Annotated in this window: 9 protein-coding genes and 1 riboswitch; of the genes, 7 read left to right on the forward strand and 2 right to left on the reverse strand. The window is 76.1% G+C overall.

The features are described from left to right. The first annotated feature begins 181 nt into the window (after positions 1-181). The 5 genes from O7628_RS27130 (at position 182) to O7628_RS27150 (ending at position 6,044) form a co-directional block, all read left to right on the forward strand. Positions 182-1,333 carry a Gfo/Idh/MocA family oxidoreductase gene (locus tag O7628_RS27130; RefSeq protein WP_278134868.1) on the forward strand — a complete coding sequence of 384 codons (1,152 nt, stop codon included), beginning with the start codon at positions 182-184 and terminating at the stop codon, positions 1,331-1,333. Further along, positions 1,330-2,481, forward strand: coding sequence for a dihydrodipicolinate synthase family protein (locus O7628_RS27135; protein WP_278134870.1), 1,152 nt, complete (start codon positions 1,330-1,332; stop codon positions 2,479-2,481). Before O7628_RS27130 ends, O7628_RS27135 begins: the two co-directional genes overlap by 4 nt. An 89-nt stretch (positions 2,482-2,570) precedes the next feature. Then, complete coding sequence (locus tag O7628_RS27140) at positions 2,571-3,368, forward strand: sugar phosphate isomerase/epimerase family protein (RefSeq protein ID WP_278136418.1); 798 nt, start codon at positions 2,571-2,573, stop codon at positions 3,366-3,368. Positions 3,369-3,516: 148 nt separating this feature from the next. Continuing rightward, positions 3,517-4,665, forward strand: coding sequence for an FUSC family protein (locus O7628_RS27145; protein WP_278134871.1), 1,149 nt, complete (start codon positions 3,517-3,519; stop codon positions 4,663-4,665). Positions 4,666-4,793: 128 nt separating this feature from the next. Then, positions 4,794-6,044, forward strand: a complete 1,251-nt coding sequence (locus O7628_RS27150) for an MFS transporter (protein ID WP_278134874.1) — start codon at positions 4,794-4,796, stop codon at positions 6,042-6,044. A 387-nt stretch (positions 6,045-6,431) separates the two neighbouring features. On the opposite strand, the gene O7628_RS27155 is transcribed toward O7628_RS27150, so the two are convergent. Then, positions 6,432-7,190 carry a hypothetical protein gene (locus tag O7628_RS27155; protein WP_278134875.1) on the reverse strand — a complete coding sequence of 253 codons (759 nt, stop codon included), beginning with the start codon at positions 7,188-7,190 and terminating at the stop codon, positions 6,432-6,434. Positions 7,191-7,301: 111 nt separating this feature from the next. Between O7628_RS27155 and O7628_RS27160 the strand changes: the two genes are divergently transcribed. Then, a complete protein-coding gene (locus O7628_RS27160; protein WP_278134877.1) occupies positions 7,302-7,637 on the forward strand; it encodes a hypothetical protein in 336 nt (111 codons plus the stop codon). A 34-nt stretch (positions 7,638-7,671) separates the two neighbouring features. Here O7628_RS27160 and cpt read toward each other — a convergent pair whose 3' ends face one another. Next, positions 7,672-8,205: a chloramphenicol phosphotransferase CPT gene (cpt, locus tag O7628_RS27165; protein WP_278134880.1), complete on the reverse strand. Its 534-nt coding sequence runs from the start codon at positions 8,203-8,205 to the stop codon at positions 7,672-7,674. Between the two features lie 259 nt (positions 8,206-8,464). Next, positions 8,465-8,594: riboswitch (cobalamin riboswitch) on the forward strand. Between the two features lie 288 nt (positions 8,595-8,882). Here cpt and cobN point away from each other — a divergent pair. Further along, a complete protein-coding gene (gene cobN / locus O7628_RS27170; protein ID WP_278134882.1) occupies positions 8,883-12,611 on the forward strand; it encodes a cobaltochelatase subunit CobN in 3,729 nt (1,242 codons plus the stop codon). The last annotated feature ends 10 nt before the right edge of the window (positions 12,612-12,621 follow it).

The following is a 12,621-nucleotide window of genomic DNA, read 5'->3' on the forward strand; positions in this document are numbered from 1 at the left end:
TCGTGGTCCGCCCGCGCGGCCGGACCCCGCGCGGTCGCGGACAGGTTACCGCAGTCGCATCCGAAAGCCCTTGCCCTGCGGGGCGGTGGCCCCTACGCTCCCAGGAAAGCGCTTGCCTGGCGGATTGGCCCCGTGTGCCCGCCGGGCGGGTGCCGGCCGCCCGAAGAGAGGGAAGAGAATCATGAGCCGTAGGCCGATAGGGATCATCATCAATGGCGTCACCGGCCGGATGGGCTACCGCCAGCACCTCGTCCGTTCGCTGTTGGCCATCCGGGAGCAGGGCGGGGTGCCGCTGGCCGACGGCACCCGCATCTGGCCCGAGCTGATCCTGGTGGGGCGCAACGAGAGCCGGCTGCGCGACATCGCCGAGCGGCACGGGCTCACCGACTGGACGACCGACCTCACCGCCGCCCTCGCCCGCGACGACGTCGACGTCTACTTCGACGCCCAGCTCACCCAGCAGCGGGAGAAGGCCGTCCGCCAGGCCATCGACGCCGGCAAGCACATCTACACCGAGAAGCCCCTCGCCGAGGACAGCGCCGCCGCCGTCGAGCTGGCCCGCGCCGCCGACGCCGCCGGCATCCGCACCGGCGTGGTGCAGGACAAGCTGTTCCTGCCCGGCCTGCGCAAGCTCAAGCGCCTCGTCGACGGCGGCTTCTTCGGCCGCATCCTGTCCGTGCGCGGCGAGTTCGGCTACTGGGTGTTCGAGGGCGACTGGCAGCCCGCGCAGCGCCCGTCCTGGAACTACCGCGCCTCCGACGGCGGCGGCATCGTGATGGACATGTTCCCGCACTGGCACTACGTGCTGGCGGAGCTGTTCGCCCCGGTGCGCGCGGTCACCTGCGTCAACGCCACCCACATCCCGCGCCGCGTCGACGAGGCCGGGCGCGCCTACCCGGCCACCGCCGACGACGCCGCGTACGGCATCTTCGAGCTCGAAGGCGGGATCATCGCCCAGCTCAACTCCTCGTGGGCCGTCCGGGTGCACCGCGACGAGCTGGTCGAGTTCCAGGTCGACGGCACCGAGGGCAGCGCCGTCGCCGGGCTGCGCAACTGCCGCGTGCAGCACCGCTCGGTCACCCCGAAGCCGGTGTGGAACCCGGACCTGCCCTCCGGCGAGAGCTTCCGGTCACAGTGGAGCGAGGTGCCGGACAACGACGAGTTCGACAACGGCTTCAAGGTGCAGTGGGAGGCGTTCCTGCGGCACGTGGTGGCCGGCGAGCCGTTCCCGTGGGACTTCATGGCCGGCGCGCGCGGCGTGCAGCTCGCCGAGCTGGGCCTGCGCTCCGCCCGCGAGCACCGCCGCATCGAGATCCCGGAGCTGGACCGATGAGCGGCGGGGTCGTCCTGCCCGACGGCACCCGGCACCGGCTCACCGGCAGCGGCGGCTTCCCCCGCCCGGCCGCCCCGGCGACCACCCGGATCGCGTACGCCGCCGCGCACGTGGTGGCCGACCCGCGCGCCGAGAACGTCCCCGGCGCGCCGGCCGCCGTCGACTGGGACCGCACCCTCGCCTTCCGGCGGCACCTGTGGTCGTACGGGCTCGGGGTCGCCGAGGCCATGGACACCGCGCAGCGCGGCATGGGCCTGGACTACCCGGCGACCCGCGAGCTGATCCGGCGCAGCGCGGCCGAGGCCCGCGCGGCCGGCGGCCGGATCGTCGCCGGGGTCGCCACCGACCAGCTCCCCGTCGGCCCGGCCAGCATCGCGCAGATCCGCGACGCCTACGCCGAGCAGCTCGCCGAGGTGCTCTCCGCGGGGGCCCGGCCGGTGCTGATGTGCAGCCGGCACCTCGCCGCCGCCGCCCGCGGCCCCGAGGACTACCAGCAGGTGTACGCCCACCTGCTGACCGCCTCCGACCAGCCGGTCGTGCTGCACTGGCTCGGCGACATGTTCGACCCGGCGCTGGCCGGCTACTGGGGCTCGGCCGACCTGGACCTCGCCGCCGACGCTGTGCTGGACCTGATCAAGGATCACGCCGAGAAGGTCGACGGGATCAAGGTGTCGCTGCTCGACGCCGACCGGGAGGTCGCCCTGCGCCGCCGGCTGCCCGCCGGGGTGCGCCTCTACACCGGCGACGACTTCCACTATCCGGAGCTGATCCGGGGCGACGCGGTGGGCCACTCCGACGCGCTGCTCGGGGTGTTCGCCGCCATCGCGCCGGCCGCCGCCGCCGCGCTGGCCGCCCTCGACGCCGGCGACCTCGCGACGTACGACGAGGTCTTCGCCCCCACCGTGCCGCTGGCCCGGCACCTGTTCGCGGCCCCGACCTGGCACTACAAGACCGGCATCGTGTTCCTGGCCTGGCTGACCGGCCACCAGGACCACTTCACCATGGTCGGCGGCCAGCAGGCGGGCCGGTCGCCGGCCCACCTGGCCCGGCTGCTCGTCCTGGCCGACGCGGCCGGGCTGCTGCCCGACGCCGAGCTGGCTGCCGCGCGGGCCCGGGCCTACTTCACGGTCGCCGGGGTGGCCCAGTGACCGCCGTGGACGGCCCGGAGCTGGCCACGCCGGGCGGGCCGGCAGCGACCGCCGCCGGCGGCCCGGCGGGCGACCGCCTCGGCGGCCGGCTGGCCCGGTTCTCGTTCAACCAGGCCACCGCCACCGGCTGGGGCCTGGAGGAGCTGGTCGCCGGCTGCGTGGCGGCCGGTGTGCCGGGCGTCGGGCTCTGGCGGGAGCCGGTGCGGGAATACGGCGTCGAGCGGGCCGCGCGGCTGGTCCGCGAGGCGGGGCTGGCCGTCACCTCGCTGTGCCGGGGCGGGTTCTTCACCGCCGACGGCTGGCGCGACGAGAACCTGCGGGCGATCGAGGAGGCGGCCGCCCTCGGCACCCGCGAGCTGGTGCTGGTCTCCGGGGGCCTGCCGGCCGGCAGCCGCGACGTCGACGCCGCCCGCGAACGGGTCGCCGAGGCGATCGGCGAGCTCGTGCCGCACGCCGGGGCGGCCGGGGTGCGGCTGGCCATCGAGCCGCTGCACCCGATGTTCTGCGCCGACCGGTGCGTGATCTCCACCCTCGGCCAGGCCCTCGACATCGCCGAGCGGTTCGACCCGGGCGCGGTCGGGGTGGTGGTCGACACGTACCACCTGTGGTGGGACGACACGGTGTTCCGGCAGATCGCCCGCGCGGGCGACCGGATCGCCGCGTTCCAGGTCGCGGACTGGGTCACCCCGCTGCCGGCGGGCGTGCTGCTGGGCCGGGCGCTGCCCGGCGAGGGCTGCGTCGACCTGCGCCGGTTCCGTGCCGCCGTCGACGCGGCCGGCTACCGGGGGGCGATCGAGGTGGAGGTCTTCGACGCCGACCTCTGGGCCCGCCCCGGCCCGGAGATCCTTGCCGCCGCGATCACGGCCCACCTCACCCACGTGGCCTGACCCCACCGACCCCACCCCCACGCGATCTTGCACTTGCGGCCCCTCCGGTGGGGCTTTCGCACCATTCGTCGGGGCCCGATGTGCAAGATCGCGTGAGGTGCCGGCCCGGGTTCCGGGGCGCGGCAGGGCCGGAGCACCATGGGCGGTGGTGCGACGGGCAGGGGAGGCGGCCATGGTGCGGTGGAGCTGGTTCCGGGAGGCCGCAGGCCGGGTCCGGCAGGGCTGGCTGCCGGTGGTGGAGGGGACGGTCGCGGCCACGGTGGCCTGGGTGCTGGCCACCCGGCTGGTCGGGCACCCGCAGCCGTTCTTCGCCCCGGCCGCCGCGCTCATCGTCCTCGGGCAGGCCCGGGGCCAGCGGATGCGCCGGGCGGTGGAGGTGGTGCTCGGCGTCGCCGCCGGGGTGCTCGTCGCCGACGTCGTGGTGCAGGCCCTCGGCCCGCACAGCAGCTGGACGGTCTTCACGGTGATTCTGCTCACCATCGTGCTCGCCGTGGCGGTCGGCGCGACCGGCGTCTCCGTGGTGCAGGCCGCCGTCTCCGCCCTCTACCTGGTGGTGGTCGCCCCGCCGACCGAGTCGCTGATCCCGTTCCGGTTCGTCGACGCCCTGATCGGCGGGGCGGTGGCCCTCGTGGCCAGCCAGCTCGTCGACGCCCGCCGCCCGCTCGCCCCGCTGGTCGTCGAGTTCCGGCAGACCTTCGAGGGCCTCGCCGGGCTGCTGCGCGAGGTCGCCGACGCCCTCGACGGCCGCGACGAGCAGGCCGCCCTGGCCGCCCTGGACCGGGCGCGGGGCATGGACGCGGCCGTGGAGCGGCTGCGCGACGCGGTGCTCGCCGCCGGGGAGGCGCTGACCCTGCACGTACGCCGCCGTCGGCACCTGGGCCGGCTGCGCACCGTCGACGCGTCCATCGGGCAGATCGACTACGCCGTGCGCAACGTGCGGGTGCTGGCCCGGGCCGGGGTGACCCTCACCCGGCTGGCCACCCCCGTCCCGGCCGATCTCGGCGGGGCGGTCCGCTGCCTGGCCGACGCCGTGCAGGCGGCCGGGGAGGCGTTCGCGGCCGACCTCGACGGCCGCGACGCCGTCGCCGACGCGCACGCCGGCCGCGCCGAGGCCGCCGCGTTGGACGCCGTCCGGGTCGCCGGGCGGCTCTTCGCCGCCGGCCAGCCCCTGCCGCTGGCGATGATCGTGGGGCAGGTGCGGGCCACCGCGATCGACCTGCTGCGCGGGGTCGGCGTGGACGACGACGCCGCCGTGCTCGGCCGGGTCGACGAGGCGCTCGGCCTGCCGGCCGTGTGACGCCGGCCCCGGCGTCTGCCAGGAGCGGGCCGGTCCGGATTACGGTAAGGGGCGGGGCCAAGATCGGTGCTGTCGCGCCAGGGTGTCCAATGGGCGGTCGACGCCCGCAGAGCCGAGAGGAACTCGTCGTGAGCAGCACCGACGCACCGCCTGCCGAGCCGGATGGCGGTCGGGTCGGCGCGCAACGCCCGGTCCTGCCCGCCCGCAACGGCGTGGCGGCCGTGTTCGCCCTGAACGGGCTCGCGATCGCCACCTGGTTCGCCCGGGTGCCGGCCGCCCGGGAGGCGCTGGACCTCAGCGCCGGAGGGCTCGGCCTGCTGCTGCTGTCGATGTCGGTGGGGTCGCTGCTGGCCATGCCGACGGCCGGGCTGGTGGCCCAGCGCCTCGGCACGGCCCGCGCGGTGCTGCTCGGCACCGCGCTGGTCTCGGGCGGGTTGGCCGTCGCCGGCACGTCCGCCGGGGTCGCCGGCTTCCTGCCCGGGGCGGCCGTCGGCCTGTTCGCCTTCGGCTACGGCGCCGGCACCTGCGACGTGGCGATGAACATCGAGGGTACGACGGTCGAGCGGCGGCTGGGGCGTACCATCCTGCCCCGGTTCCACGCGGCCTGGAGCCTCGGCTCGGTGGCCGGGGCGGGGATCGGGGCTGGAGCCGCGCGGGTCGGGGTGCCGATCGCCGCGCACCTGAGCGTCCTCGCGGCGCTGGTGATGGTCGGCACGCTGCTCGGGGTCCGGACGTTCCTCGCCGCCGGCACCGCGTCGGCCGGCGGGGAGCGGGCCGCCGCCGCGGCCCGGCGCGCGTCGCTGCTCGCCGCCTGGCGGGAGCCGCGCACGCTGCTCATCGGCCTGCTGGTGCTGGTGATGGCGTTCACCGAGGGCAGCGCCAACGACTGGCTGGCCGTGGCGTTCGTCGACGGGTACGGGCTCAGCGAGGCGGCCGGCGCCGCCGTGTTCGGGGTGTTCGTGGTCGGCATGACCATCGGGCGCACCGCCGGAACGGTGGCGATCGACCGCTGGGGCCGGGTGCCCGTGCTGTTGGGCACCATCCTGCTCGCCGCGGCGGGCGCCGGCCTCGCGGTGCTGGCCGGCGACGGGCCGGTGGCGATCCTCGGCGTGGCGCTGTGGGGGCTGGGCGCGTCGCTCGGTTTCCCGGTGGGGCTCAGCGCCGCCGCCGACGAGGAGGACCGGGCGCCGGCCCGGGTCAGCGTCGTCGGCGTGATCGGCTACACGGCCTTCCTCGGCGGCCCGCCGCTGCTCGGCCTGCTCGGCGACCAGGTGGGCACGCTGCGGGCGCTGCTGTTGGTGCCGCTGCTCCTGGTGCCCGCCCTCGCCCTGGTCCCGGTGCTCCGGCCGCCGGCCGGCACGCGCAGCCGCCCGGCCTAGCCCCGACCGCCCGGCCTAGCCCCGACCGCCGGGACGACGTCCCGGCCACCGCCCGCCGCCGGTCACGGGCTCAGCCGTCGGAGCAGCTCGCTCCTCAGCCGCCCCTCATTACGCAAGGTGACTTAGGCGGCCGTCGTCGGGGCCGGAAGGCACCCACCCGTCGGGGCGCTTTGCTCTGCACCCACATACGCAGTGCTTGCGCAGCGTGACCGCGTCGGTGCGTGGTCATTCATTCGCGACTGGCTATTCGACCAGCTCGACCGAGATGCTGCGTCGGTGGGTGCAGAGCAAAGGGCCGAGTGTGAGTGGGAGGGGCGAACTGGTGGTGACCGACGGTCAGGCGGGCGCACGGGCGCGAACGCCCCGTGCGGCGGTTGCGCAGAGTGGTCAGGGGGTGGTGGGCTTCGGGGTGCGTTGGCGGTCCGGGTCGGGGTGGGGGTCCGGGCGCAGCCAGACGCGCAGCGGCCCGATCCGCCGGAAACCCGCCTCCTCGGCCGGCGGCAGGCCGCCCCCGGACTCGTAGCCGACCAGCGGCCGGTCCGGGCAGGCGGCCACGACGCCCCGCCACACCCGGGCGAGATCGCCGTCGGCGGCGAAGACGTTGGAGACCCCGACCGCCGGGCCTCCGTCGGTCAGCACGGCGCCTGCGGTGACCGCGCCGTCGGCCGCGTGCCGGGCGAGGATCGTGACCCGCGGGTCGGCCAGCAGCGCCGGCCGGCGCAGGACCTCGCTGCCGTGCGCGGCGGACCAGTCGGCCAGCCCTCGCGCCGACGTGACCGGGCTCAGTGCCGTCGGGCCGGCCCCGGGCGGCACGACGAGCGGCACCACGAGCGGCGCGCTGGGCGGTGTGGCGGGCGGGCGGTGGATCCACTCGGCTGCGAAGAGCACCCGGAAGCCGTGCGGGGCGAGGTCCAGGTCGGCGAAGCTGTCCTTCACCGACGCGCCGGGGCCGGCGTCGATCCGGGCCAGCAGCCGGGCGGCGTCCACGCCGGGGCGCAGGGTCACCGCGTCCGGATACCACTGCGGGGAACGGCGGGGCACCGACCAGGCGTCCGCGTCGCGCGCCCCCGCGAGGCCGTGGGCCCGGCCGACCACGTCGCACCAGTCGGCGTTGTCCCGGGCCGCCACCGCCCGCCACGCCGCCACCGGGCGAGTGTACGGGGAGGCGAGCCGGGTCAGCTTCCTCACATCCCGCGTCCAGCAGGCTGCCAGGCGGGGATGCTCCACTGGAGGGCACGCCGAGGAGAGGAGCCGGGCATGGGCTGGTTCAGCCGCCGCCGACCTGTCGCCGACGGGATCCCGACGAAGCTCGACCGCGAGGCGACGCCGGACGACCTGGCCGCCCTGGAGGCGTTCGTCCGCAGCCGCCGGGGCGTGGAGTTCTACCTGGAGCCGGAGACCACCGCGACCGACACCACCGTGATGGCGATAGCCCACGACGGGGAGTGGATCCGGCGGCGGACCGGGTCGCCGCGGGCCGCCGCGAAGATCGCCCAGCGGCACGCCGTTCCGTTGTACGAGGCCGCGCGGACCGGGTACCCGGAGCGGATGCGGGCCTGGAACCGGGCGCACCCGGAGCGCCGGGCGCGCTGACCCCGGGCGCCGCCGGCCCGCCGCACCGAGTCGCTCAGCGCACGTGCGCGGCGATGGCGCGGGCACAGTCGAGCGACTCGGTGCGGGCGGTGTCGACCTCGACGTCGTAGCGGACCCCCTCGTGCACGGTCTCGGCCTGCGTCGCCGCCATCCCGATCACCCGGTCGCCCCGGGCGATCTCCCGCGCCGCCGCGACCGCCGGGGGACACCGCACGCCGGCCCACAGCACCTCGACGTCGGCCAGGTAGCCGCCGAGCCGCTCCTGGGAGGCGCCGCCACCGAGGAAGACCTCGTCCAGGATGATCCGCGCCCCGGCGTCCGCCATCGCGGCGATGCCGACCAGCCAGGCGTGCTGCACGGCGAGGAAGTCCCCGCCGACGTCGACCTCGCCGTGCGGGCCGAAGCTCAGCCCGGCGGGGCTGCCCAGCAGGGCCGGCGGCAGCCGGGCGATCAGGTCGTCCACGCCGAAACTGATCCACGGGTGCGGCAGGATGCGCTGGAGGCACCGGACGATCGCGGACTTGCCCGAGCTGGAGCCGCCGTTGAGCACGATGACCTGCGTCGCCACTGATCGGATTCCCTTCGGGCAAGTCCCGTCCCGCGCCGGCGGGCGATGATCGGAATCAGCCTAGCCAGCCCGCGGGCAGGCGGCGGGGAAATGCGCGCGGAACGAACCGCATCCATCGGCGTACGACATTTGCTTTCGCCGCATCCGATTCCCGATGCAATTGTCAGGCATCGATGTAGTTGGGGGGGTGGGGTGGCCGGGAGCCCGGCGTTGACCGGCGGCGGTCGGGTGTGGCAGCATTCGCGGCCTGACGGCAGTGAAGGAAGCCGGTGCGATTCCGGCGCGGTCCCGCCACTGTCACCGGGGAGCGATCCCCCCTCGTGAGTCACGGCCGTGCGTCTGCGGTTGGAAGGCCGGGGGAGAGCGTCGATCCGGAAGCCAGGATACTTCGGCCGTCGGAGCGACCCCAGGGCGTGGACACCCGAGGAGGACCCGATGACGCACGGCGTCTCGCACATCGACGTACACCGTCGCCGCCTGCTGGCGCGCGGCAGCCTGCCCGCGCCCCGTCGCCGCACCTGAGCCCGCGCCCCGGGTGCCGCGCCGCGCTGCGCCCCCGGCGCCCCGGCCCGCGCCGGTGAGCCGGCCGCAGGCCCGCCGTACCCGCTGAACCCGCGCCCACGCCTGCCCGCAGGCGGCCTGCCCGCCGCCCCGTGCGTCACTCTCCGGAGCCCTCCGTGCGCATCCTGCTGCTGTCCACCGCCGACACCGACCTGCTCGCCGCCCGGGCCAGCGGCGTCGGCTATCGGCTGGCCAACCCCGCCCGGGTCGCCGCCGACGCCGTGCCGGCGCTGCTCGACGGCGTCGACCTCGCCGTCGTACGGCTGCTCGGGGGCCGGCAGGCGTGGCCGGACGGCCTCGCGGCCGTGCTCGACTCCGGGGTGCCGACGGTCGTCCTCGGCGGCGAGGCGGTGCCCGACGCGGAGCTGATGGCCGCGTCCACCGTGGCCTCAGGGGTGGCCACCGGGGCCCTGGCGTACCTGATCGAGGGCGGGCCGGGCAACCTCGCCGAGCTGGCCCGGTTCCTCTCCGACACGGTGCTGCTCACCGGCGAGGGCTTCGCCCCGCCCGCGCCCACCCCCGGGCACGGCGTCCACGGCGAGCGGCCCGTCAAGCCCGAGCGGCCGACGGTCGGGATCGTCTTCTACCGGGCGCACGCCCTCGCCGGGAACACCGCCTTCGTCGACGCCCTCGCCGACGCCGTCGACGCCGCCGGGGCGAACCCCCTGCCGGTCTTCTGCGGCTCGCTGCGCGGGCTGGCTCCCGGCGACGGTCCGCTGGAGCTGTTCGCCCGCTGCGACGCCCTCGTCGTCACCGTGCTGGCCGCGGGCGGGACGGTGGCCGCCGACGCCTCCGGCGGGGGCGACGACGACGCCTGGGACGTCGGCGCGCTCGCCGCCCTCGACGTGCCGATCGTGCAGGCGCTCTGCCTCACCAGCACCCGCGACCAGTGGGCCGGCAGCGACGCCGGGCTGTCCCCGCTGGACGCCGCCATGCAGGTGGCCATCCCCGAGTTCGACGGCCGGATCGTCACCGTGCCGTTCTCGTTCAAGCGGATCGACGCCGACGGGCTGTCGGTCTACGAGCCCGACCCCGAGCGGGCCGCCCGGGTCGCCGGGATCGCCGCGCGCCAGGCCCGGCTGCGGCACGTGCCCCACGCCGAGAAGCGGCTGGCGATCGTGCTCAGCTCCTACCCGACGAAGCACTCCCGGGTCGGCAACGCCGTCGGCCTGGACACCCCCGCCTCGGCGGTGCGGCTGCTCGCCGCGCTCGCCGCCGCCGGCTACCACCTCGGCGACCGGCCGGTGCCCGACGACGGGGACGCGCTCATCCACGCCCTGATCGCCGCCGGCGGTCACGACGTGGAGTGGCTCACCCCCGAGCAGCTCGCCGCCGCCGACGCCCGGGTGCCGCAGGCAAGCTACCGGCGCTGGTTCGAGGCGGTCCCGGCCGCGCTGCGGGAGCGGATCCGCGAGCACTGGGGCGAGCCGCCCGGCGAGCTGTACGTCGACGACGGGCACGTCGTGCTCGCCGGCCTGCGGCTGGGCAACGTGCTGCTGGCGATCCAGCCGCCGCGCGGTTTCGGCGAGAATCCGATCGCCATCTACCACGACCCCGACCTGCCGCCCAGCCACCACTACCTCGCCGCGTACCGCTGGCTGGCCGCGCCCGAGGCGGACGGCGGGTTCGGCGCGGACGCCGTGGTGCACCTCGGCAAGCACGGCACCCTGGAGTGGCTGCCCGGCAAGGGCCTCGGCCTGGCCGCCGACTGCGCCCCCGACGCCGTCCTCGGCGACCTGCCGCTGGTGTACCCGTTCATCGTCAACGACCCCGGCGAGGGCACCCAGGCCAAGCGCCGCGCCCACGCCGTCGTCGTCGACCACCTCGTGCCGCCGATGGCCCGCGCCGAGACGTACGGCGACCTGGCGAAGCTCGAACAGCTCCTCGACGAGTACGCCACCGTGCAGGCCCTCGACCCGGCGAAGGTGCCGACGGTGCGGGCGCAGATCTGGGACCTGGTGCGCGCCGCCGAGCTGCACCACGACCTGCACACCGCCGACATGCCCGCCGCCGACGACTTCGACGACTTCGTGCTGCACCTCGACGGGTACCTGTGCGAGGTCAAGGACGTGCAGATCCGCGACGGCCTGCACGTCCTCGGCGGCGCGCCCACCGGCGAGGCGCGGGTCAACCTGGTCCTCGCCGTGCTGCGCGCCCCCCAGGTGTGGGGCGGGGTGCGCGCCCTGCCCGGCCTGCGCCAGGCGCTCGCCGCCGCGTACGGCCTCGACGAGGCCGCCCTGCTCGCCGAGCCGGGACGGCGCATCGCCGTGCCGAAGGAGCTGACCGACGTGGCCGACGGCCCCGCCGGCACCGCCGCCGACGCCGTCGACCTGATCGAGGGGCTGGCCCGGCGGCTCGTCGTCGCCATGGAGACCCTCGGCTGGGCCGCCGACGCCGACGCGAACACCAGCGCCAGCACCGGCACCGGCATCGACGCCGACGCCAGCGCCGACCGGGTCGACGCCGTCGTCGCGGAGGTCACCGGCCGGGCGATCCCCGACGCCGCCGACGTGCTGCGCTTCGCCGCCCGCGAGGTGGTGCCGCGGCTGGCGCGCACCACCGACGAGGTCGGCCGGGTGCTCGGCGCGCTCGACGGCCGGTTCGTGCCGCCCGGCCCGTCCGGCTCGCCCACCCGGGGCCTGGTCAACGTGCTGCCCACCGGCCGCAACTTCTACTCCGTCGACCCGAAGGCGATCCCCAGCCGCAACGCCTGGGACGTCGGCGTGGCCCTCGCGGACTCGCTGCTGGCCCGGCACCTCGCCGACACCGGCGCCTACCCCCGCTCGGTGGGGCTCACCGTCTGGGGCACCAGCGCCATGCGCACCCAGGGCGACGACGTCGCCGAGGTGCTCGCCCTGCTCGGCTGCCGTCCCACCTGGGACGACCGGTCCCGTCGGGTCACCGGCGTCGAGGTGGTGCCGCTCGCCGAGCTGGGCCGGCCCCGCGTCGACGTCACCGTCCGCATCTCGGGGTTCTTCCGCGACGCGTTCCCGCACGTCGTCGCGCTGATCGACGACGCGGTGCGCCGGGTCGCCGCCCTCGACGAGCCGGCGCGGGACAACTACGTCGCCGCGCACGCCGCCGCCGACCTCGCCGAGCACGGCGACGAGCGCCGGGCCACCGCCCGCGTCTTCGGCTCCAAACCGGGGGCGTACGGGGCGGGGCTGCTGCCGCTGATCGACGCCCGCAACTGGCGCAGCGACGCCGACCTCGCCGAGGTGTACGCCGTCTGGGGCGGCTACGCGTACGGCCCCGGCCTGGACGGGCGGGAGGCCCGCGCCGACATGGAACGGTCCTTCGCCCGCATCGCCGTGGCGGTGAAGAACCAGGACACCCGCGAGCACGACATCGTCGACTCCGACGACTACTTCCAGTACCACGGCGGGATGGTGGCGATGGTGCGCCACCTCACCGGCGTCGCCCCCGCCGCGTACGTGGGGGACTCGGCGATGCCGCACGACGTGCGCACCCGCACCCTCGGCGAGGAGACCCGGCGGGTGTTCCGGGCCCGCGTGGTGAACCCGAAGTGGATCGCCGCGATGCGCCGGCACGGCTACAAGGGCGCGTTCGAGCTGGCCGCCACCGTGGACTACCTGTTCGGCTACGACGCCACCGCCGGCGTCGTCGACGACTGGATGTACGAGCGCCTCGCCGCCGAGTACGTCTTCGACGACACCACCCGGGCGTTCCTGGAGCAGTCCAACCCGTGGGCGCTGCGCGGCATCACCGAGCGGCTGCTGGAGGCCGCCGAGCGGGGGATGTGGGCCGCCCCGCAGCCGGCCACCCTCGACCGGCTCCGCGAGACGTACCTGGCCAGCGAGGGCGACCTGGAGGACCGGCAGTGAGCGCGTTTCC

This window comes from Micromonospora sp. WMMD956 (genome assembly GCF_029626125.1).
In the GTDB taxonomy this organism is placed as follows: Bacteria; Actinomycetota; Actinomycetes; order Mycobacteriales; family Micromonosporaceae; genus Micromonospora; species Micromonospora carbonacea.

Coding starts and splice junctions, on each gene's coding strand:
- O7628_RS27160 (WP_278134877.1), top strand. CDS start 7,302: ATGGGCTGGTTCAGCCGCCGCCGACCTGTCGCCGACGGGATCCCGACG.
- O7628_RS27135 (WP_278134870.1), top strand. CDS start 1,330: ATGAGCGGCGGGGTCGTCCTGCCCGACGGCACCCGGCACCGGCTCACC.
- O7628_RS27130 (WP_278134868.1), top strand. CDS start 182: ATGAGCCGTAGGCCGATAGGGATCATCATCAATGGCGTCACCGGCCGG.